Origin of the sequence: Xenorhabdus sp. PB61.4, from assembly GCF_963894935.1 — a bacterium.
Lineage (GTDB): Bacteria > Pseudomonadota > Gammaproteobacteria > Enterobacterales > Enterobacteriaceae > Xenorhabdus > Xenorhabdus stockiae.
Map to the genome: position 1 here is coordinate 1 of NZ_CAWQJR010000035.1, position 20,701 is coordinate 20,701.

General features: G+C 43.9%; 21 protein-coding genes, 1 other RNA gene and 2 pseudogenes. 17 read left to right on the forward strand and 7 right to left on the reverse strand.

The window, feature by feature from the left end:
* Positions 1-105: 105 nt before the first annotated feature.
* Positions 106-279, forward strand: a pseudogene (locus AACX68_RS03020) (IS982 family transposase); the annotation flags it as partial.
* Positions 280-513: 234 nt separating this feature from the next.
* Here AACX68_RS03020 and ssrA read toward each other — a convergent pair.
* Together ssrA and smpB are read right to left on the reverse strand one after the other, a co-directional pair.
* Positions 514-877, reverse strand: a transfer-messenger RNA (tmRNA) gene (gene ssrA / locus AACX68_RS03025).
* Between the two features lie 50 nt (positions 878-927).
* Positions 928-1,410 carry an SsrA-binding protein SmpB gene (gene smpB / locus AACX68_RS03030; protein ID WP_099111869.1) on the reverse strand — a complete coding sequence of 161 codons (483 nt, stop codon included), beginning with the start codon at positions 1,408-1,410 and terminating at the stop codon, positions 928-930.
* Positions 1,411-1,567: 157 nt separating this feature from the next.
* Here smpB and AACX68_RS03035 point away from each other — a divergent pair, with 157 nt between their 5' ends.
* Together AACX68_RS03035 and AACX68_RS03040 are read left to right on the forward strand one after the other, a co-directional pair.
* Positions 1,568-2,002: a type II toxin-antitoxin system RatA family toxin gene (locus tag AACX68_RS03035; protein ID WP_228858346.1), complete on the forward strand. Its 435-nt coding sequence runs from the start codon at positions 1,568-1,570 to the stop codon at positions 2,000-2,002.
* The gene (locus tag AACX68_RS03040) at positions 1,995-2,288 is read left to right on the forward strand and encodes an RnfH family protein (RefSeq protein ID WP_099111871.1); all 294 of its coding nucleotides are present in this window, start codon (positions 1,995-1,997) and stop codon (positions 2,286-2,288) included. Before AACX68_RS03035 ends, AACX68_RS03040 begins: the two co-directional genes overlap by 8 nt.
* Before the next feature lie 63 nt (positions 2,289-2,351).
* On the opposite strand, the gene bamE is transcribed toward AACX68_RS03040, so the two are convergent.
* The 3 genes from bamE to nadK all read right to left on the reverse strand — a co-directional run bounded on the left by bamE (position 2,352) and on the right by nadK (position 5,531).
* On the reverse strand, positions 2,352-2,696 hold the full coding sequence (gene bamE / locus AACX68_RS03045; protein ID WP_099111872.1) for an outer membrane protein assembly factor BamE: 345 nt from the start codon (positions 2,694-2,696) through the stop codon (positions 2,352-2,354).
* Positions 2,697-2,839: 143 nt separating this feature from the next.
* Entirely contained in the window at positions 2,840-4,513 is a 1,674-nt protein-coding gene (gene recN / locus AACX68_RS03050) for a DNA repair protein RecN (RefSeq protein ID WP_228858347.1), read from the reverse strand.
* A 139-nt stretch (positions 4,514-4,652) separates the two neighbouring features.
* Positions 4,653-5,531, reverse strand: coding sequence for an NAD(+) kinase (nadK, locus tag AACX68_RS03055; protein WP_228858348.1), 879 nt, complete (start codon positions 5,529-5,531; stop codon positions 4,653-4,655).
* A 124-nt stretch (positions 5,532-5,655) separates the two neighbouring features.
* Here nadK and grpE point away from each other — a divergent pair, with 124 nt between their 5' ends.
* A complete protein-coding gene (gene grpE / locus AACX68_RS03060) occupies positions 5,656-6,237 on the forward strand; it encodes a nucleotide exchange factor GrpE (RefSeq protein ID WP_228858349.1) in 582 nt (193 codons plus the stop codon).
* 63 nt (positions 6,238-6,300) lie between these two features.
* Here grpE and ung read toward each other — a convergent pair whose 3' ends face one another.
* A complete protein-coding gene (ung, locus tag AACX68_RS03065; protein ID WP_228858350.1) occupies positions 6,301-6,981 on the reverse strand; it encodes a uracil-DNA glycosylase in 681 nt (226 codons plus the stop codon).
* A 351-nt stretch (positions 6,982-7,332) separates the two neighbouring features.
* Between ung and AACX68_RS03070 the strand changes: the two genes are divergently transcribed.
* Positions 7,333-8,517: an alpha/beta hydrolase gene (locus AACX68_RS03070; protein ID WP_228858351.1), complete on the forward strand. Its 1,185-nt coding sequence runs from the start codon at positions 7,333-7,335 to the stop codon at positions 8,515-8,517.
* 84 nt (positions 8,518-8,601) lie between these two features.
* Here the strand turns inward: AACX68_RS03070 and srmB are convergent, their stop codons facing one another.
* On the reverse strand, positions 8,602-9,942 hold the full coding sequence (gene srmB / locus AACX68_RS03075; RefSeq protein ID WP_228858352.1) for an ATP-dependent RNA helicase SrmB: 1,341 nt from the start codon (positions 9,940-9,942) through the stop codon (positions 8,602-8,604).
* A 160-nt stretch (positions 9,943-10,102) separates the two neighbouring features.
* On the opposite strand from srmB, the gene trmN reads away from it, so the two are divergent.
* The 12 genes and pseudogenes from trmN to AACX68_RS03135 all read left to right on the forward strand — a co-directional run bounded on the left by trmN (position 10,103) and on the right by AACX68_RS03135 (position 20,681).
* The gene (trmN, locus tag AACX68_RS03080) at positions 10,103-10,843 is read left to right on the forward strand and encodes a tRNA(1)(Val) (adenine(37)-N(6))-methyltransferase TrmN (RefSeq protein ID WP_228858353.1); all 741 of its coding nucleotides are present in this window, start codon (positions 10,103-10,105) and stop codon (positions 10,841-10,843) included.
* A gap of 290 nt (positions 10,844-11,133) precedes the next feature.
* Positions 11,134-11,709, forward strand: coding sequence for an RNA polymerase sigma factor RpoE (gene rpoE, locus AACX68_RS03085; protein WP_099110645.1), 576 nt, complete (start codon positions 11,134-11,136; stop codon positions 11,707-11,709).
* 70 nt (positions 11,710-11,779) lie between these two features.
* Positions 11,780-12,436, forward strand: coding sequence for an anti-sigma-E factor RseA (gene rseA / locus AACX68_RS03090; protein WP_228858354.1), 657 nt, complete (start codon positions 11,780-11,782; stop codon positions 12,434-12,436).
* Between the two features lie 5 nt (positions 12,437-12,441).
* On the forward strand, positions 12,442-13,401 hold the full coding sequence (gene rseB / locus AACX68_RS03095) for a sigma-E factor regulatory protein RseB (RefSeq protein ID WP_228858355.1): 960 nt from the start codon (positions 12,442-12,444) through the stop codon (positions 13,399-13,401).
* Positions 13,401-13,865, forward strand: coding sequence for a SoxR-reducing system protein RseC (gene rseC / locus AACX68_RS03100; RefSeq protein WP_228858356.1), 465 nt, complete (start codon positions 13,401-13,403; stop codon positions 13,863-13,865). Before rseB ends, rseC begins: the two co-directional genes overlap by 1 nt.
* A 358-nt stretch (positions 13,866-14,223) precedes the next feature.
* The gene (gene lepA / locus AACX68_RS03105; protein ID WP_228858357.1) at positions 14,224-16,017 is read left to right on the forward strand and encodes a translation elongation factor 4; all 1,794 of its coding nucleotides are present in this window, start codon (positions 14,224-14,226) and stop codon (positions 16,015-16,017) included.
* Between the two features lie 24 nt (positions 16,018-16,041).
* Positions 16,042-17,016 (forward strand): signal peptidase I, encoded by a 975-nt coding sequence (gene lepB / locus AACX68_RS03110; RefSeq protein ID WP_228858358.1) that lies wholly within the window; start codon positions 16,042-16,044, stop codon positions 17,014-17,016.
* A 335-nt stretch (positions 17,017-17,351) separates the two neighbouring features.
* The gene (gene rnc, locus AACX68_RS03115) at positions 17,352-18,032 is read left to right on the forward strand and encodes a ribonuclease III (protein WP_099110634.1); all 681 of its coding nucleotides are present in this window, start codon (positions 17,352-17,354) and stop codon (positions 18,030-18,032) included.
* Positions 18,029-18,934 (forward strand): GTPase Era, encoded by a 906-nt coding sequence (era, locus tag AACX68_RS03120; protein WP_099110632.1) that lies wholly within the window; start codon positions 18,029-18,031, stop codon positions 18,932-18,934. The genes rnc and era overlap by 4 nt, the downstream gene beginning before the upstream one ends.
* Before the next feature lie 8 nt (positions 18,935-18,942).
* Entirely contained in the window at positions 18,943-19,674 is a 732-nt protein-coding gene (gene recO, locus AACX68_RS03125) for a DNA repair protein RecO (RefSeq protein WP_099110630.1), read from the forward strand.
* Between the two features lie 70 nt (positions 19,675-19,744).
* Complete coding sequence (pdxJ, locus tag AACX68_RS03130) at positions 19,745-20,476, forward strand: pyridoxine 5'-phosphate synthase (RefSeq protein ID WP_228858359.1); 732 nt, start codon at positions 19,745-19,747, stop codon at positions 20,474-20,476.
* A gap of 14 nt (positions 20,477-20,490) precedes the next feature.
* Positions 20,491-20,681 (forward strand): annotated as a pseudogene (locus AACX68_RS03135) (hypothetical protein).
* Positions 20,682-20,701: the final 20 nt, after the last annotated feature.

The following is a 20,701-nucleotide window of genomic DNA, read 5'->3' on the forward strand; positions in this document are numbered from 1 at the left end:
GGCGGGCAGGAATGACAGGTGTGTTTGCCTGATGGGAGCGGTATGAGTCGAGAGGCTCACGTACCGTTCTGCGAGAGGCTGCGGGGGCAGTTCCCGCGGCCTACTCAACCGATTAATGGACAATTAAAAAACGGCTCTCAATTAGAACATTCTCGTCACCGAAGTATAACCGGTTTTTTGTTAACGATTTTAACGGGATTGGTTGCTTACTGCCTTAAAGAGAAAAAGCCATCACTGAAAATTTTCTACTCAGAAGAAGATATTTCAGCAATAGCTTAAGCGGAATTGGGGTTAACTATATATATGAGTTTCTCTTGGACACTTGGGTATTTACGTTTTGGTAGTAAGTGTTTTTGTAGTGTAGCCGACTTACTACCAAACATACTACCAAAACTATCGAGTTATAACGATACTAAACGAATACTAACGGGCAATAAAAAAGCCCTAACTCATTATGATTTAGGGCTTTTTCTTTTACTTTCGGTGTATTCCGATGATTTCCGAATACAAATTTGGTGGAGCTGGCGGGAGTTGAACCCGCGTCCGAAATTCCTACATCCTCGGTACTACATGCTTAGTCTAATCTTTACATTCGCTTGCCAGCTGCGGACAGACACGCCACTAACAAACTAGCCTGATTAGGTTTAACGCTTCAACCCCAGGCAAGGCATCCACGCGATCTCTTTTGGGTTTGACCTCTCTTGATCCCCGTCCTAAGAGCGGAGGCTAGGGAGAGAGGGCTCTGCGCAGGTTATTAAGCTGCCAGTGCGTAGTTTTCGTCGTTTGCGACTATTGTTTTGCGGCTTTTTACGAGGCCAACCGCCCCTCGGCATGCACCTTGGGTTTCGCGAATCCCGTCGAATCCAGAATCAGCCCCAAGTATGTTAAAAGCAAGTATATCAGAATATTGAGCAGTAATGCTAGTGATTAACGCCCAGCATTCTTCATAATTCGCGCTTTGTCTAATTTCCACTCACGTTCTTTAATATCTGAACGTTTATCGTGCGCTTTTTTACCTTTGGCAACGCCGATTTTGATTTTACACCAAGCGTTTTTCCAATAAAGGGAAAGGGCGACGATAGTATAACCTTCACGATTGATGCGGCCGTATAGGGAATCAAGTTCGCGTTTGTTAAGTAACAGTTTACGTGACCGTGTAGGATCACAGACCACATGGGAAGAGGCGACATTTAATGGTGTAATTGTGGCACCAAAAAGATAAGCATCACCATTTTTAAGCAAAACGTAACTTTCACTGATGTTTGCCTTGCCAGCGCGCAGTGATTTGACTTCCCAACCTTGTAGCGATAAGCCAGCTTCGAATTCTTCTTCAATAAAGAATTCGTGGCGAGCTCGCTTATTCATGGCAATTGTTGCCGAACCGGGTTTGTGTGCTTTTTTCTTTGTCATAATGCGTTGTATTATACTGTAAGCGCTAATGAAAGAAATCTCTTCTGTATGATATTTAGTGATAACTGCACATTTATTGCGCTAAAGATCATCAGGTTTTTATTTAACCACATTAAAGTGATATTATTCGGCGCTGTTATGTTTTACAGGAAATGATATGCCACAGATTAATCGCTCTGCGTTAGTTCCATACAGCGTGGAACAAATGTATAAATTGGTCAATGATGTGAAATCTTACCCGGATTTTTTGCCGGGATGTGTCGGCAGCCGCGTTATAAGTAGTCATGGTAATGAAATGACGGCTTCTGTTGATGTCTCCAAAGCTGGGATCAGTAAGACGTTTATAACGCGGAATACGTTATCTGACAACCAAAGCATCAGTATGCAATTGGTTGATGGCCCCTTCCGCAAACTCATGGGTGGATGGCACTTCATTCCACTTAGCGAAGATGCCTGTAAGGTTGAATTACATCTCGATTTTGAATTCACTAATAAGTTGATTGAGCTCGCTTTTGGTAAAGTATTTAAGGAACTGGCCGGTAATATGGTTCATGCTTTTACCCAACGTGCGCGAGAGGTTTATAGTGTCTGAAATCAATATTGAAGTCATTTATGCTTTACCAGAACGGCAATATCTGCGTAATGTTAAATTGCCTCAGGGAGCCACTGTCGAACAGGCAATTATGGCATCGGGGCTTTTAGAGTTACGTAGCGACATTGATTTGGCTAAGAATAAAATCGGCATTTATAGCCGTCCGGCTAAATTGGCAGATACTTTGGAAGAAGGGGATCGTGTTGAAATTTACCGTCCTCTTATTGCTGATCCGAAAGAAATGCGTCGTAAACGCGCAGAACGTGCAAAAAATAGTACTCAGTAGATATCTGCTTGATATTTACTCGCCAGAAATTAATTCACTGGCGAGTAAATAAAATCTCGAACCTTACCCATTTTTCGGCAAAGATTTCTCATTTTTGATATCGGTTAAAACACCATTACTATCAAATGTGAGTGTCAGTGTTTCTTGTTTTACTTTCTCGTGCCCGGGTTGCTGACGGAATATATAATACCATGTCTGGCTACCAAATGGGTCTGTCAGCATAGGTGTTCCCAAAGTGTAAGTAACCTGCTGTTGAGTCATCCCTTTATGGATTTTTGATACTGCATCCGGTGTCAGGTAATTCCCCTGATTTATATCAGGACGATAAATAACTCGCTCAAACATAGAGCAACCCGCAGTCAGCATAACTAGAGATATAGTTGCGGCAGTCAACAATTTACAGCGCATAGTAATCACATTCCTTTAGGAGTTAGGCTGTCGATGATAATAAACATTATAGAGTTTGAAAACCTCTATGCTATTTGCCTATAGCTTTAATTTTGAAATCGGTAAGATATATGACTTCAATTATACAAAAAAGTTGTAGTAAGTTATGCGGCTAAGAGTTCCTTTGCGTTAGCCAGCGTATTTTTTGTCACTTCACTGCCTGCGAGAAGTCGGGCAAGCTCCTGCAACCGAGCTTTTCTATCTAACAGCTGCATTTGGGTTTCTGTTTCTTCTCCATCAGTCTGTTTACTGACGTAAAAATGCTGATGACCACATCCTGCAACCTGCGGTAAATGCGTAACACACATAACCTGCGTTGATTCGCCCAATTCCCGGAGAAGCCTCCCCACGATCATTGCTGTCGGGCCACTGATACCAACATCAACTTCGTCAAAGATTAGTGCAGGCGTTTCCATTTTTTTGGCAGTTATCACCTGAATAGCAAGAGCAATGCGGGAAAGCTCACCACCTGAAGCCACTTTTGCCAGTGATTGGTGAGGCTGCCCGGGGTTAGTTGTGACATTAAATTCTACCTTACTGGCGCCATCAAGATTTAAATGCTCAGGCTCGAAAATAACATCAATGGTGAATCGGCCATGAGGCATAGAAAGTTGATGCATGCTGTTAGTGATAAGCTGACTTAATTCGAGGGCGTATTGCTGGCGAATTTGGTGGAGCTTTTCAGCAACGCTGAGCGCTTGTTGATAGTGTACGCTGACGAGTTCACTGAGGTGAGCACAATCATCTTCCTGCTGTGAAAGCTGGTGCTGTTCTTCCAACAGTTGTTGATGTAAGGCGGGTAGCTCTTCGGGAGAAACATAATGTTTACGGGCGATACTGATTTGCTGTGAGATTTTTTGTTCCAGCTCAAACAGGCGATTAGGGTCTAATTCCAGTTGATCGCTATAATGACGTAGCTCATCACTCACTTCACTGATTTGAATAGAGGCTTCTTCCAGCATATTCAGTAACCCGCTGAGTTTATGATCCATGCTGGCAAGTTCGGTCAGTTCATTCCGTGCGTAATTTAGCAGGCTAACGATATTTTGTTCATCATTGTCACTTAAAACCTGAAGGATATCCTGACTGCCAGACAAAAACTGACCGCAGTTTGCCAGACGTTTATATTCGCTATCCTGTTCCTGATATTCGCCAGCCTGAGGTGCCAATTCATTCAGTTCTTTCAGGTGGTATTCCAGTAGCTGTTGCCGTGAACGGCGCTCAAGAGCCTGCTGCTGGAATTGGGCAAGATCCTGACAGCTTTGCCTCCATTGCTGATATGCCTGCTTCATTTCATTTTTTAGTGTGAATTCACCGGCGTAAGTATCCAGCAAGTGTCTTTGATGGCGGTTTTCTAAAAGCAGCTGATGGGCATGTTGACCATGGATCTGAATCAGATGTGAACCCAATTCACGCAGCTGAGAAAGAGGGACGGCGGTACCATTGATAAAACCACGGGAGCGCCCGTCTGCGGTAATAGTACGCCGTAGCAGGCACTCATTATCATCATCAAAACTGCCATCGAGCTGGTGTGTTTCTAGCCATTTACGGGCAGAAGGTGTATCTGCCAGCGAAAACCGGGCACATATGTCAGTACGGGGAGCACCAGCTCGAACCATATTCGCTTCTCCACGATTACCGAGACATAAACCCAGCGCATCAATTGCGATTGATTTACCCGCTCCGGTTTCTCCGGTAATGGTCGTCATTCCTGAGCGAAAATCGATTTCAAGTTCGCGAACAATGGCAAAATTACTGATGGTCAATTGAGCTAACATCGTGCCTCTCCTACCTTTTTCTATACTTAAAACTATGTTTCTGTATATAAGTCCATGTTCCTGTGCATAAAAACATGTCTGTTCTTTTGCACAGTATAAACTGGTTTTTTATACAGTAAAGTAGGGGGACATCTTTTTTTTAGAACATTTTTTTTGACCAGCCTAACTTGGTACTCAGTGTATTGAAATAATTGTAATCTTTCGGATGGATTAAATGGAGGTTATATTCACTACGCTTAATGATAACTTCTTCACCATCCTGAATCGGTAGTACAATTTGGCTGTCACAACTGACTTCGTAATCATTGCTGTTTTGGGAAAATTTTAGACGAATGCTACTTTCGCTGCTGACCACAAGAGGACGGGCAGAGAGTGTATGTGGAAACATCGGTACTAATACAATCGCATTCAGATTCGGTGTCAGTATTGGCCCGCCGGCTGACAGCGAATAGGCAGTAGAGCCTGTCGGGGTCGCTATAATGAGGCCATCCGAACGCTGCGAAAAGGCAAAACGCTCATCAATATAAACCTCAAAATCGATCATATGGGCGACTTTGCCCGGATGTAGGACAACTTCATTCAGTGCTGTACTGCGTCGCGGTTTCTGGCCTTTTTTTGTGACCTGTGCTTCCAGTAGAAATCGTTTTTCATCCCGATATTCTCCATTGAGAACTTCAGAAAGCTGTTGCAGGGCGTTATCCGGATCTAAATCCGTCAGAAAGCCTAAATTACCGCGGTTAATGCCAATAACTTTAATATCATAACGGGATAGTACTCTGGCGGCTCCCAGCATGTTACCGTCACCGCCAACTACGATCACTAAATCGGCGGTTTTGCCGATTTCAGTTAACCCTCCGGTTTGAGCGTCTTTTAAATTAATATCTTTTGCAACTTGTCTGTCCACAATGACGCAATAACCTTTAGATACCAGCCAGTGATAAAGCATTTCATGAGTAGCCAGTGCTTCAGGGTGACGTGGACGCCCGACAATACCGATGCATTTGAATTCATTATTCATTGCTGTTATTTCCTGCAGCATATGGTTTTGCCCTCACAATATGATGTGTTCCCTTGAATCCCTCGTTTTGATCCCCATAATAAGCGAGAGTTGCGAATATAATACAAAATACGCGGAGATATTCATGAGTAGTAAAGACCAAAAAGTACCTGACGAGCAAGTCTCAGAAAATACAGAAAATGTATTTGAGCAACAAATGGATGCAGAAAAGGCAGACACGCCAGAGACTGAAAGCATTGTTGACCCGCGTGTTGCCGAGTTGGAAGAAGAGCTGAAACAGGCTCAGTCTCGTGAACGTGATGCGATTCTGCGTGCTCGTGCTGAAGTAGACAACATTCGTCGTCGCGCTGAGCAGGATGTGGAAAAAGCACATAAATTTGCACTGGAAAGATTTTCTAATGAGCTTCTGCCAGTAATTGATAATCTGGAACGTGCTCTGGAAGCAGCAGATCGGACCAATGAGACTTTGGTTCCAATGATTGAAGGTATTGAATTAACCCTGAAATCATTTATTGATGCAGTGGGTAAATTTGGTATTGAAGTTGTTGGTGATATCAATGTTCCTTTCAATCCGGAAGTGCATCAGGCGATGACTATGATGGAGTCTGATCAGCATGAACCAAATCATGTAATGTTGGTTATGCAGAAAGGTTATACTCTGAATGGACGTCTGCTGCGTCCTGCAATGGTTGCTGTTTCTAAATAAGAAATACAGTTTCCATTATTTAATGCCGCCGTTTTAGGCGGCATTTTTGTAGGTATAAAATAATTATTCAGGAAGTACCGGGTTCCAGTCAATTGATGCCAATCCTTGGGCTTCAAGGAGGTGATTAGCTTGCGAGAAGTGCTTGCACCCCAGAAAACCGCGATGAGCTGATAAAGGAGAAGGATGTGGCGCTTTCAGGACATGATGGCGCTGGGTATCAATAATACGGCCTTTTTTCTGAGCATGAGCACCCCAAAGCAGGAAAATAACACCACTTCGGTGTTCATTGATCGCTGCAATGACCTTATCTGTGAAAGTCTCCCAGCCCAGATTTGCATGAGAGTGAGCATGACCCCGTTCAACCGTTAACACTGTATTCAGTAATAAAACCCCTTGTTTTGCCCAGCTAAGCAGGCAGCCGTGATTGGGACGCTGAAATCCTGCAATATCAGATTCCAGTTCTTTGTACATATTAACGAGTGAAGGTGGAGCGGGAATGCCCGGCTGTACTGAAAAAGCCAGGCCATGAGCCTGATTCGGGCCGTGATAAGGGTCTTGTCCCAGGATCACGACTTTCACATCAGCCAGTTCGGTATAGCGGAAAGCGTTGAAAACATCCTGTTGTGGCGGATAAATGGTTTTACCTGCTTTACGTTCGTTGGCGACATACGTCAATGTATCAGTAAAGTAAGGCTGTGCTTTTTCATTGCCGATGACATCATGCCATGTAAGGGGAGCGGACATAGCGGGTTCCGTTTTAAATAAAAGATTACCAGATAGGGTTAAGCTTACCGATTCCCTTAGCATAGGGAAAGCTTTCATCTAATAAGTTCCTATACCTCTCTCTCTCTTTTAAATAGTCTTCTCGTTTGCTGCATTGACTCACTTTATCCACATCTAACTACTATAGTTGTGTATGCTTCAGAAGGTGCTTCCTTACTACTTTGATGCAAATTGAAATGCATTAATTATATAAAAGTTAATACGCTCGATTGTTAAATAAAAATTAAATTTGATATAAAAATGTTAATCATTCTGCCGATAGATGATTTAGGTCAGTCTGTTATGTCTAACTTAAATCGGTAGGAGTATATTATGACTTTGGCGACAAATATCAGTTTATTGAGTAAGTTAGGGGCTATCCCTTTACAGCGAAATCAGGCAACTCTTCAGTCAACCTCTGCTGGCAGTACATTTCTGGATAAAAATAAACAACTTTCTCCCGCAATAACTTCCCGTTCAGAAAATACTAAACAAGCTGATTCGCTCTATCAATCATTGATAATGGCTTCTCAAAACCGAGTTATGGATACACCTGAATTAAAAGCTAATGATATTGCAGGAAAACATTCAAAATCTATTGATTATGCACTGGCTCAGGTCACCCGTGATGTTTATCGCCGAAATAGTTTTGGCATTGGTGACTATGTACGCATGTCAGATGAAGAGCTAATTAAAGCGGGTATTGACCCTGATACTTTGGATGATAGTTCTACAGGGTTTCAGGCTGGGGTTTATCGAAATAAGGGGTTATATATTGTGTCATTTACCGGCTCAAACGAAATAAAGGATTTTATGGCGAGTATTCGTCAGGGGCTTGGATACAATGAAGCACAATATAATCAGGCGGTAGATCTGGCAAAATCAGCATTAAAAGCATTTGGTGAGAATGTTATTTTTACCGGGCACTCAATGGGAGGAGGGCTGGCATCAATGGCTGCTCTGACAACAGGAAAGCCTGCGGTTACTTTTAATTCTGCCGGTGTTTCAGACTGGACACTGAAACGGATGGGATGGTCACCGGGAGCTGGTCGTGAAATGGCAGAGCAGGGATTAATCCGGAATTATATTGTTGAACATGACTGGTTAGATAATCTGCAAAAAGCATTACCAATTCCTCAGCCGATGGGAAGCCAGATTCTTCTTGAATATGAATACAAGCCGGAAAATTTCATCGATTCGATTGTGCGCTATAGCTATGCGTTACATTCATTCAAGGCTCATTTTTTGGAAGCTGTGCAGGAATTAATGGTTATTCATAGGCCCTGGCAAGGGAAAGAAGATAATAAAGAATATGGGAAAGAAAGTGTGATAATGGCTGCTGCGGGTAACGATATCCACGATAATATTATCGCTTCAAATAAAGTATCATCACTGCAAACATGGGCGGTAGATATGAGTGATGATGAACTGGGTGTTTTATTCAGCCAATCCTATCAGCATACTAATTTACAGCCGCAATTAAGTAAGGAAAGATTGGTAAAATATTATTCAGCTTAATTGTTTGTCTTTTAATTAAGAATTAATGCGTTGAGAACAATATCGATAACAAGCGGGCAAATAGCCCGCTTATAACAGGATAGGTTAATTGTCAGTAGATTCTGGCAATTCTGGTTTAGGGTTTCCTGAAGGAGCGCGGCGCTTTCCGATGTTTTTGCTGTCACGGTGACGCACTTTCACCCGATTCTTCTTCGATTCTTCTGTTTTTTTCTTTTCTTTACGCTTTGCCAGCACTTTTTTGGATGGCTTATAGCTTTTATTCTCACTTGGTGCTTTGGTTTGTGGACGAAGTTCGTCAACAACCCGCACTTTCAGTGGTTCCTGAAGATAGCGACTGATTTTTCCAAGTAATGGATGGTCATGGGACTCAATCAGCGCAATTGCAGTTCCTTTGCGGCCAGCGCGGGCAGTCCGGCCAATCCTGTGCAGGTAAACATCTGCTGTGCGTGGCAAATCAAAGTTAAAAACGTGGCTGATATTTTCGATATCCAGCCCACGGGAAGCAACATCGGTTGCAACCAGTACCTTTACTCGGCCATCATTCAGGCGCTTCACAGCGTCTGTTCGTTTAGCCTGTACCATTTCGCCTTCAAGGAAACTGGACTGAATACCTGCCTGATGCAGCCATTCAACCAATTCGCGAACACGCTCCCGTTTACGTACAAAAACAATCGATTTTGTAACGTCTTCTTGCTTCAGCAAATGGCATAACAAGGCTGTTTTGTGTGCCAGATTATCAGCACGATAATAAAATTGCTGGATTTTCTTACGCTCACGACGGGAAGGTTCTGCATCGATCTCAACAGGATCTGTCAGCAGGCGTACCGCAAAATCACGGATACTTTCGCCTTCAAGCGTTGCGGAAAATAGCATGGTTTGTTTACGCCAGCGGGTTTCTCCGGCAATCGTCTCAACATCATTGGCAAAACCCATATCCAACATGCGATCGGCTTCATCAAGGATGAGGGTTTCTACTGCGCGGCAGTCAAAGTTTTCTTCTTTGATATATTGCAGCAGACGCCCTGTAGTTGCGACGACAATGTCCTGATTCTCACTGAACACTTCTGCATGATTCATGTAGGCTACACCACCAGTAATCGTGGCAATATCCAGATGAGTATGTGCAGCCATCTCTCTGGCCTGCTCTGCAACCTGCATCGCCAGTTCACGGGTTGGTGTTAAAATCAAAATACGTGGTGGCCCTGATTTCTTACGTGGGAAATCCAGCAAATGCTGTATAGCCGGTAGCAGGTAGGCAGCTGTTTTGCCTGTCCCCGTTGGTGCGGAACCTAATACATCCCGCCCGTCCATGGCCGCAGGAATGGCTGCCGCCTGAATTGCGGTCGGGCGTTCATAGCCTTTATCATTTAACGCATCAAGCAGGCATTCATCAAGTTCGAAGTCGGAAAAGTTTGTCGCAGTCATCATATACCTCTGTTTGGGCCGATGATTATAAACAGGTTAGGCTCATTCTTCACCCTATAACATGCACCAGTGTTAAAAGTATCAGGTGTGCGTGTGGCTTTTATCCTCGGGTCATAAGATTTATGCTATGAAGAACTTTGGTTTTCAACAGATATAATTCATGACGTTAATACACAAACCTGCTTTGCGTCGCGGTGGTTTCACATTCAAACAATTTTTTGTCGGGCATGATAAATGTGCCATGAAAGTCGGGACTGATGGCGTGTTATTGGGGACATGGGCACCGGTAGATAATAGAAAAAACTGTCTGGATATCGGGAGTGGTAGTGGACTGATTGCACTGATGATAGCCCAGAGATCCGGAAACGATACAGTTATTGATGCCGTGGAGCTGGACGAAGATGCAGCAATGCAGGCTATTGAAAATATCGATCAATCCCCGTGGCCTGAACGCATCAGGGTATACCGGCAGGATATTCATGATTTCGCTGTGAGAAGCGAAATACGGTATGACTTGATTGTGAGTAATCCTCCCTATTTCGAACCTGCCGTTGCCTGTCGTAATGAGGCGCGTAATCAGGCGCGTTATACCGAAGCACTGACTCATCAAGGGTTATTGGACTGTGTTGAACAATTGATTACCCCGGACGGGTTATTTTGTGTGGTGCTTCCTTATGGGATTGGCGAGATCTTCGAAAAAATGGCGATAGAATGTGGTTGGTTTCCCCAATATAGACTCAATATTCGTGATAGGCTGGATAAGCCGTTACATCGTTTATTGTTGGGATTATCCCGGCAGAGGCAGGAAATACAGGTTAGTGAACTGATGATCCGTGCTGCTGATGGCACATATTCAAACGAGTTTCAGCAGTTAGTGAAAGATTTTTATCTTTATTATTGATAGGGTTATCGTTCATAAAAACCTTAAATTTTTTTACGAAAGATTGGGATAAATCTTTCTGTTTTTCATAATCTAAAATCGAGTGAGCCACTGAATAGAGGCTATGATTTGTACTATAAATAAAAAGTGCAATGCAGAATAATCGGTGGTTGTAACACAAAATTACAATCAAAGTTGAACTTCACATGTAATGAACACTCAAAGGTGATGCTTGTTCGAGTAGCAAAGTGTCATGACTGGTGTAATGTAAGTGTAAATGTGGAGTTTTACCTCAGGAGAGTGAGCCTCGGATGAGCGAGCAGTTAACGGATCAAATGCTGGTCGAGCGAGTACAAAAAGGCGACCAAAAAGCGTTTAATTTGCTGGTAATCAGATACCAGCACAAAGTGGCAAGCTTAATTGCCCGTTACGTACCTCAAGGCGATGTTCCTGATGTTGCACAAGAGGTATTTATTAAAACTTATCGGGCACTGTCTTCTTTTCGGGGTGATAGTGCTTTTTATACGTGGTTGTACCGTATTGCCGTTAATACTGCGAAAAATTATTTGGTAGCTCAGGGGCGTCGTCCACCATCCAATGATTTGGATGCTAATGATGCAGAAAATTACGATACGTCAAGTTCATTAAAAGAAATTTCGAACCCTGAGAACTTAATGTTGTCAGAAGAATTAAAGAAAGTGGTATTTCGTACCATTGAATCACTGCCAGAAGATTTGCGGATAGCCATTACGCTTCGGGAACTTGATGGCCTGAGCTATGAGGAAATAGCCGTCATTATGGATTGTCCTGTGGGTACTGTTCGTTCGCGAATCTTTCGTGCAAGGGAAGCCATCGACAATAAAGTTCAACCCCTGATCCAGCAGTAAGCAGTAGTGGAAGCACCAGCAGCAGTGGAAACAGTAGTAGTGGAACAAAATAATATTGAAGGGTACTGGCATGCAAAGAGAGAAACTTTCCGCGTTAATGGATGGAGAAGCTCTTGATAGTGAAATCGTTCGTTTAATCTCTGAAGATGCTGAAATGCAGAAACAGTGGGAAAGATATCACCTCATCCGGGATACATTACGTGGTGATGTAGGTGAGGTGTTACATTTGGATATCGCTAGTCAAGTGGCACAGGCGCTTGAAAAAGAACCTGTCCATATCAATCCAGCAGCTATTCCGGAATCTCAGCCAAAACCTGATACGTGGCAGAAATTGCCGTTCTGGCATAAACTCCGCCCGTTAGTGACCCGGCCCTGGGCTAGTCAGATAACTCAGGTTGGTGTTGCGGCTTGTGTGTCAATGGCAGTTATCATCGGTGTTCAGCAATATAATGGGTCTGACACTGATTCTCAGCTTGATAACCCGGTCTTCAATACATTACCGGTTATGGGTTCTGCTTCACCTGTTGGGTTATCGGTTCCCGCTGAACATGATGCTTTTGGTGGCGACTTGAGTACGCAGGTACGGGAAAGTAATAAGCGTATTGATGCAATGTTGCAGCAGTACGAACTTTTCCGGCGTATTAATGCAGAAAATGAACAAGGGTTGCCAGAGGTTAACGCAATACATTCGGGAGAACAACAAAGACCTGTAATCTCAAATAAGTAATAAAAATGAAATATACTGTTTTTTTCATTTTATTATTCGGGAGCTTCCTGAATTTATCAAAAGCCTCGGTTCAGCAAAAAAATAGCACCGAGGCTTTGTTACAGGGTATGGGGCATTCCGTACAGGCCTTGCCTTATGAACTTGCTTTTATTAACCTGAGCCAACAGTTTATTATTCCTCTGCGTTATCGTCACGTTATTATTGATAATCAGCCCATCGCACAACTTATTCAAATGGATAACACGCGCCGTGAGATTATTCAGCGTGGTGATCAGATAAGCTATTACGAATCAGGCTTGGATTCATTCAGCCTGCGTGGTGATCATATTGTAGACTACCTGCCTCCGATCATTTTTGCTGATTTTTCTCAGATACAGAAATTCTATAATTTCATTGATGCAGGCTCGACTCACGTTGGCGATCGTCCTGTCTATTTCGTGCGTATAACATCCAAAGATAACGATCGTTATAATTATAATTTATTGATAGACAAGAAAAGTTATCTGCCTTTGCTGATTGAGTTATTTGATCAGGAAAAAATGGTGGTTGTTGAACAGTTCCGTGTTATATCCTCAAGGGTAAATGACGATATCAAGCAGGAATTGAACGCCATTGTGGATTTGAAATTGCCACCGATGTTAGTTATTCCAAAAACTGAAAAAGTGGCATTTAACTGGAAGGTTAGTAAGCTGCCTGAAGGCTTTCGGGAAGTTTCCCGTAATCGGAGTCGGTTATCAAAGACAGAATTATTGGAATCCATTATGTACAGTGATGGGGTATTCAGTTTTTCTGTAAATGTGGTAAATACTGGCGCAAAAGCCGCTGATGAGCCACTGTATCGACAGGGGCGACGAACAGTTTATACTGTGTCGAATGGCAGGCACAGCATTTCTGTTATTGGCGAATTACCCTTCGCCACAATTAAACAGATTGCCGGAAGTGTCACATTTACGGGGGATAACTGATGGTTAAAGAATGGGCAACGGTTGTCCGTTGGCAGCAAGGCCGGGCGGTATTGCGTTACGGCTCCTCTTCGGGGTGTGGCAGCTGTCAGGCAAAAACAGCCTGTGGGTCGTATTTGCTGGAAAAATTGGGGCCGGAAAATATCCACCAACTGGAGTTGGAGATTGCTCAACCACTTCAACCGGGGCAAAAAGTCGAAGTTGGTATTCAGGAAAGTAGTTTATTACGTTCCGCTATGCTAGTTTATTTAACCCCACTATTAGGTCTGTTTTTAGGCGGGTTGCTCAGTCAATACTGGACTGCTGAGCAGTTATGGGTATGTGTAGGTGGTATTGCTGGTGGTCTGGCCGGTTTTGCTTTTGCCCGTAAAATTGCTGCATATTGGGATAATCAGCAGGCATACCAACCCGTTGTGTTACAAATTGGTTTACCTCCCGATACGATTAAGGTTCTACATCAGGAATAATCTGTTTTACCATAATCGCTTTCACGATTTATTACGAATATTTTCACTTTCTGGTCATACTGTATGGGTTATACCCAATAGATTTCAAGTTGCATCGCGGCAGCAAGAGAATGAATCCCCAGAAGCATAGACAATTATGTGACTGGGGTGAATGAGCGTAGCCAACAAAGAGGCGGCTTGAAAGATGAAGGGTATAGGTTGAAAACCGTAGGCATGACTAGGTTTTCACTGTGTTGACATGTAGAATACGGCTTTTCAGGCCAGTGGCCAAACCCGTATCTAATAAACGTCGCTTTATGTCCATCAGTGTGTCCATAGGCGAATGATTCAGAAATATTAAGGCAAAAAAGATTTAATAATGAAGCAAATAAGAAATTTCTCCATTATCGCCCACATTGACCATGGTAAGTCCACGCTATCTGACCGGATTATTCAAATCTGTGGTGGGTTGTCAGACCGCGAAATGGCAGCGCAAGTACTGGATTCAATGGATCTTGAACGTGAGCGTGGTATCACTATTAAGGCGCAGAGTGTGACCCTTGATTATAAGGCACATGACGGAAACGTTTATCAATTAAACTTTATCGACACGCCGGGGCATGTTGACTTCTCCTATGAAGTTTCCCGCTCTTTGGCTGCCTGTGAAGGTGCTCTGCTGGTTGTGGATGCAGGGCAGGGCGTTGAAGCTCAGACGCTGGCTAACTGCTATACCGCGCTTGACATGGATCTGGAAGTTGTTCCGGTTCTGAACAAGATAGACCTGCCAGCCGCAGAGCCAGAGCGCGTAGCAGAAGAAATTGAAGATATCGTCGGCATTGATGCAACAGATGCCGTTCGTTGTTCTGCAAAAACCGGTGTGGGCGTACAGGATGTCATTGAGCGTCTGGTGAGGGAAATTCCAGCACCGGAAGGTGATCCTGAAGCACCATTACAGGCATTGATTATCGACTCATGGTTCGATAATTATCTGGGTGTTGTCTCACTTGTACGTGTTAAGAATGGTACGCTGCGTAAAGGCGACAAAATCAAAGTGATGAGCACAGGTCAGGTATATAACGCTGATCGTTTAGGTATTTTCACACCGAAGCGCATTGACCGTGACGTATTAAATTGCGGCGAAGTGGGCTGGTTGGTCTGTGCGATCAAAGATATCCTTGGTGCACCTGTCGGCGATACGTTAACCACAGCGCGTCATCCGGCAGAAAAAGCATTACCGGGTTTCAAAAAGGTCAAACCTCAGGTTTATGCGGGATTGTTCCCTGTCAGCTCTGACGACTATGAAGCATTCCGTGATGCTTTGGGCAAACTGAGCCTGAACGATGCCTCTTTGTTCTATGAACCAGAAAGCTCTACTGCTTTGGGCTTTGGCTTCCGTTGCGGTTTCCTCGGCTTGCTGCACATGGAGATCATTCAGGAGCGTCTGGAGCGTGAATATAATCTGGATTTGATCACCACTGCACCAACGGTTGTTTATGAAGTTGAGACCACCAGTGATGAAATCATTTATGTGGATAGCCCATCCAAGTTACCGCCATTAAACAATATTAAAGAACTGCGTGAACCTATTGCAGAATGTCACATGCTGTTGCCACAGGAATATCTCGGTAATGTCATTACACTCTGTATAGAAAAACGTGGTGTTCAGACCAATATGGTTTATCACGGTAATCAGGTTGCGCTGACATACGAAATCCCAATGGCTGAAGTAGTGCTGGATTTCTTTGACCGCCTGAAATCAACCTCACGTGGTTATGCGTCGCTGGACTATAATTTTGTTCGTTTCCAACATTCTGACATGGTACGTGTGGATGTGTTGATTAACGGTGAGCGTGTCGATGCTCTGGCGTTGATCACTCACCGTGATAACTCGCAATACCGTGGTCGAGAGCTGGTGGAAAAAATGAAGGAATTAATCCCTCGCCAGCAATTTGATATTGCCATTCAGGCAGCCATTGGTACCCACATTATCGCTCGTTCTACTGTTAAGCAGTTGCGTAAAAACGTACTGGCGAAATGTTATGGCGGTGATGTCAGCCGTAAGAAAAAGCTGTTGCAGAAACAGAAAGAAGGTAAAAAACGCATGAAGCAGGTTGGTAACGTTGAACTGCCTCAGGAAGCCTTCTTAGCAATTCTGCATGTCGGAAAAGATTAATTAACAAGGTCGTAAGGAGTCTAAATGGCTAACACTTTTGCCTTGATCTTAACGTTTGCAACGTTAATCACCGGGATTATCTGGTGTATAGATCGCTTTAAACTCGCCCCTGAGCGTAAGAGAAAACTGGCTCAGGCTCAGAAACAGGCAGCGGGCAACGAATCTCAGGAAGCTGCAATTAAAGAAATAAACAAGCCTACATGGGCTGAGACATTTGCATCTGTTTTTCCGGTGTTAGCCATTGTCTGGATCCTGCGTTCATTTGTGTATGAACCTTTCCAGATCCCTTCCGGTTCAATGATGCCTACCCTGTTGATCGGGGACTTCATTTTAGTAGAAAAATTTGCCTATGGTTTGAAAGATCCGATCACACAAACCACCCTGATTAAAACCGGTGAGCCTAAACGCGGTGATATTGCTGTTTTCAAATATCCCGTCAACCCAAGTATAGATTTTGTAAAACGGGTGATTGGCTTACCCGGGGATAAGATTGTTTACAACTATTGGGATAAAGAGCTTCAGATTTATCCCGGCTGTGGTTACGCTCAGCACTGTAAAGACATTCTCCCAATTACTTATGGGGATGTGTATCTTAGTGACTGGACTATCTCAGAAAAGATAAAGAAAGACGGTACGATTACTAATGAAGTGCATCAGATTCCTGTTGGGCAAACATTAGGCCCTCGCACATTGCGTCAAGGGGAGCGGGTTGAAACGTTGGGTGATGTTTCGCACCATATTTTAACGCTTCCGCCACAACGTGAGCCGGAGTTTGTTCAGGAAGGTCAACCAGTAGGCACCTGGGTTGTACCTAAAGGAGAGTATTTCATGATGGGCGATAATCGTGATAATAGCTCTGATAGCCGTTTCTGGGGATTTGTTCCGGAGAAGAATCTGGTCGGACGTGCAACTGCTATCTGGATCAGCTTCAATAAACAAGAAGGTGAGTGGCCTGACTGGCCATGGGTACGTTTCAGCCGAATAGGTGGAATTCACTAATATTTATATATTAGCGAAGCATTAATTTATCTCTCAGTGTAGAATATTCTCTCAAACGAGATGACTGGCTTCCTGAAATGATTAACTTTTTAGGAAGCCAGTGCAAACGCAACAGTTTTGTAAGGCATATCATTAAGGCAGAAATCAGGTATACACAATGGATTTCAAGATGCGTCGCGGCGGCAAGGGAGTAAATCCCCATGAGCATAGATAACTATGTGACTGGGGTGAACGAGCGCAGCCAACAAAGAGGCAACTTGAAAGACGAAGTGTATAGCCTCACAGGTCTGTTGCGTGTGCTTTTATTTGACGGATTCTAACTGAATTGGTAGCACATGAACTCCATAATAATGAACAGGTTACAGCGTAAGCTGGGATATACCTTTAAGCAGAATGATTTATTGCTTCAGGCGTTAACTCACCGTAGTGCCAGCAGTAAGCATAATGAACGTTTGGAATTTCTTGGCGACTCAATCCTGAGCTTTGTCATTGCTAACGCGCTTTATCACCGTTTTCCCCGGGTTGACGAAGGCGATATGAGCCGGATGCGCGCCACATTGGTGCGAGGTAATACACTGGCGGAACTTGCCAGAGAATTTGAACTGGGTGAATGTCTGCGTTTAGGGCCGGGCGAGTTAAAAAGTGGTGGTCATCGCCGTGAATCTATTTTAGCGGATAGCATTGAAGCCCTGATTGGCGGTATTTTTTTGGACAGCGATATTCAAACTGTTGAACAAATTGTACTGAATTGGTACGAAAGTCGTCTGAATGAAATTAGTCCGGGTGATAAACAAAAAGATCCCAAAACGCGTTTACAGGAATATTTGCAAGGGCGCCATCTGCCGTTGCCATCATATCTGGTTGTTCAGGTTCGTGGAGAAGCACACGATCAGGAATTTACAATTCATTGTCAGGTCAGTGGATTTGAGCAGCCTGTCAGAGGAATAGGTTCCAGCCGTCGCAAGGCAGAACAGGCGGCTGCGGAACAAGCATTAAAACAACTGGAGCTTGAATGAGCAAAGAAAAAAACTATTGCGGATTCGTTGCAATAGTCGGACGACCCAACGTCGGTAAATCGACTTTATTGAATCAGTTACTGGGTCAAAAAGTCTCCATTACTTCCCGTAAACCTCAGACGACACGCCATCGTATCATGGGGATCCATACGGAAGGGGTTTATCAGACTATTTATGTTGATACCCCGGGTCTTCATATCGAAGAAAAGCGAGCAATTAACCGCCTGATGAACCGTGCTGCAAGCAGTTCAATCGGTGATGTGGAACTGGTCATTTTTGTTGTGGAAGGTACTCACTGGACACCGGATGACGAAATGGTTGTGAATAAACTGCGTGACCTGCGTTGCCCGGTTATGCTGGTTATCAATAAAGTGGATAACGTCACGGATAAAACCATTTTACTGCCGCATATCGGTTTTCTCAGCCAGCAGATGAATTTCATCGATGTTGTGCCGATCAGCGCAGAAAAAGGCACGAATGTTGATACCATCGCTAAAATTGTGCGTGAGCGCATGCCGGAAGCGGAACACCATTTCCCTGAAGATTACATTACTGACCGTTCACAGCGTTTCATGGCATCCGAAATTATCCGTGAAAAACTGATGCGTTTTCTGGGTGAAGAATTACCTTATTCCGTTACAGTTGAAATTGAACAATTTGTCACTAATGAACGTGGAGGTTATACGATCCACGGCCTGATTCTGGTAGAGCGTGATGGCCAGAAAAAAATGGTCATTGGTAACAAAGGCAGCAAAATCAAAACAATCGGAACAGAAGCCCGTCAGGATATGGAAAAGCTGTTTGATGTTAAAGTTCATTTAGAACTTTGGGTCAAAGTGAAAGCTGGCTGGGCGGATGATGAACGTGCTCTGCGTAGTCTTGGCTATATTGACGATTTATAAGGTTAATCGTGGACGGCTGGCAGAGAGCCTTCGTGCTTCATGGGCGCCCTTACAGTGAAACCAGTTTGTTACTGGATTTTTTTACTGAACATGAAGGGCGAGTGCGTGTTTTAGCAAAGGGAGCACGTAGCCGCCGTTCTAATCTGAAAGGCTGTCTTCAGCCTTTTACCCCGCTACTGGTTCGCTGGAGTGGGCGGGGTGAAATCAAAACATTACGGGATGCCGAACCCGTCTCGTTAGCTCTTCCTTTAACCGGTAGCGTTTTATACAGCGGCCTGTATGTCAATGAACTCTTATCCAGAGTTCTTGAACAGGGAACCGCCTATCCTGCCCTTTTCTTTGATTACCTCCAGTGCTTGCAAGTGTTGGCTGCAAGTGAATACACGCCTGAATACGCCCTGCGCCGTTTTGAACTATCGGTGCTGAATAACATGGGTTATGGCGTGGATTACCTCCATTGTGCGGGCAGCGGTGAGCCTGTCACAGACACAATGACATACCGCTATCGAGAAGAAAAAGGATTTATTGCCAGTCTGGTTGTTGATCACTACAGCTTTACTGGCAATGAACTAAAGGCACTGGCTGCGCGTGAATTTCCTGATCCGGCTACACTGAAGGCGGCCAAGCGATTTACTCGCATTGCCTTACAGCCTTATCTCGGGGGAAAACCGTTAAAGAGCCGTGAATTATTTCATCAATTTGTGCGCAGAAATACAGGTAACACGAACCAAAAAAATTAAGATGGGATCGCTCTCAATAATGGAGAGTGAGTACGTTGTTTTATCTAATATATAATTGCAGGAGCTAAAAATGGCTGAGGTATTGTTAGGCATCAACATTGACCATATTGCAACAGTACGTAATGCCCGTGGAACGCAATATCCTGATCCTGTACAGGCTGCATTTGTTGCTGAACAGGCTGGTGCTGATGGGATAACAGTTCACTTACGTGAAGATCGTCGCCACATTACAGACAGAGATGTTCAGTTATTAGCAAAAACCATCCAGACACGTATGAATCTGGAAATGGCTGTGACTGATGAGATGGTAGAAATAGCCTGCCAAATCAAACCTGCTTTTTGTTGTTTAGTCCCTGAAAAACGTGAGGAAGTCACAACAGAAGGGGGATTGGATGTCTTCGGGCAGAAAGCCCATGTCGGCGCAGCAGTTAAGCGTTTATCAGATGCAGGTATTCTTGTTTCCCTGTTTATTGATGCAGATCATCAACAGATTGATGCTGCGGCTGAAGTGGGGGCGCCTTATATTGAAATCCATACTGGTGCGTATGCTGATGCAGAAAATGATGCGCAACAGGAAAAAGAGTTTCAGCGTATTAAAGAAGCTGTAACTTATGCCGCCGCTAAAGGTATAAAAGTCAACGCAGGCCACGGGCTGACTTATCATAATGTACAGCGCATTGCAGCATTGCCGGAAATTTATGAACTGAATATCGGCCATGCCATTATCGGGCGGGCATTATTCAGTGGTTTGTCTGCTGCTGTTTATGATATGAAAACATTGTTGCGTGAAGCCCGCCGTTAATGACCATTATCTGACTGGGTACAGATATTGTTGAAATTCTCCGTATAGAGGAAATTGTCGGGCGTTCTGGCGAACGCCTGGCAAAACGTAAAAACTTCATGGCGAAGCAAGAATATTATCGAGCCAACTGAATGTGAAATCTATGCATGTCACACTGGCAGATGAACGGCGATATGCCTGTGCAACGGTGATATTGGAGAGTTAGAAAAATATTATGACCTCGTT

Coding starts and splice junctions, on each gene's coding strand:
- trmN (WP_228858353.1), top strand. CDS start 10,103: ATGACGTTAATACACAAACCTGCTTTGCGTCGCGGTGGTTTCACATTC.
- rseA (WP_228858354.1), top strand. CDS start 11,780: ATGCAAAGAGAGAAACTTTCCGCGTTAATGGATGGAGAAGCTCTTGAT.
- era (WP_099110632.1), top strand. CDS start 18,029: ATGAGCAAAGAAAAAAACTATTGCGGATTCGTTGCAATAGTCGGACGA.
- smpB (WP_099111869.1), bottom strand. CDS start 1,410: ATGACAAAGAAAAAAGCACACAAACCCGGTTCGGCAACAATTGCCATG.
- grpE (WP_228858349.1), top strand. CDS start 5,656: ATGAGTAGTAAAGACCAAAAAGTACCTGACGAGCAAGTCTCAGAAAAT.
- AACX68_RS03070 (WP_228858351.1), top strand. CDS start 7,333: ATGACTTTGGCGACAAATATCAGTTTATTGAGTAAGTTAGGGGCTATC.
- rseB (WP_228858355.1), top strand. CDS start 12,442: ATGAAATATACTGTTTTTTTCATTTTATTATTCGGGAGCTTCCTGAAT.
- rpoE (WP_099110645.1), top strand. CDS start 11,134: ATGAGCGAGCAGTTAACGGATCAAATGCTGGTCGAGCGAGTACAAAAA.
- bamE (WP_099111872.1), bottom strand. CDS start 2,696: ATGCGCTGTAAATTGTTGACTGCCGCAACTATATCTCTAGTTATGCTG.
- lepB (WP_228858358.1), top strand. CDS start 16,042: ATGGCTAACACTTTTGCCTTGATCTTAACGTTTGCAACGTTAATCACC.
- ung (WP_228858350.1), bottom strand. CDS start 6,981: ATGTCCGCTCCCCTTACATGGCATGATGTCATCGGCAATGAAAAAGCA.
- recN (WP_228858347.1), bottom strand. CDS start 4,513: ATGTTAGCTCAATTGACCATCAGTAATTTTGCCATTGTTCGCGAACTT.
- rnc (WP_099110634.1), top strand. CDS start 17,352: ATGAACTCCATAATAATGAACAGGTTACAGCGTAAGCTGGGATATACC.
- rseC (WP_228858356.1), top strand. CDS start 13,401: ATGGTTAAAGAATGGGCAACGGTTGTCCGTTGGCAGCAAGGCCGGGCG.
- srmB (WP_228858352.1), bottom strand. CDS start 9,942: ATGACTGCGACAAACTTTTCCGACTTCGAACTTGATGAATGCCTGCTT.
- lepA (WP_228858357.1), top strand. CDS start 14,224: ATGAAGCAAATAAGAAATTTCTCCATTATCGCCCACATTGACCATGGT.
- AACX68_RS03035 (WP_228858346.1), top strand. CDS start 1,568: ATGCCACAGATTAATCGCTCTGCGTTAGTTCCATACAGCGTGGAACAA.
- nadK (WP_228858348.1), bottom strand. CDS start 5,531: ATGAATAATGAATTCAAATGCATCGGTATTGTCGGGCGTCCACGTCAC.
- pdxJ (WP_228858359.1), top strand. CDS start 19,745: ATGGCTGAGGTATTGTTAGGCATCAACATTGACCATATTGCAACAGTA.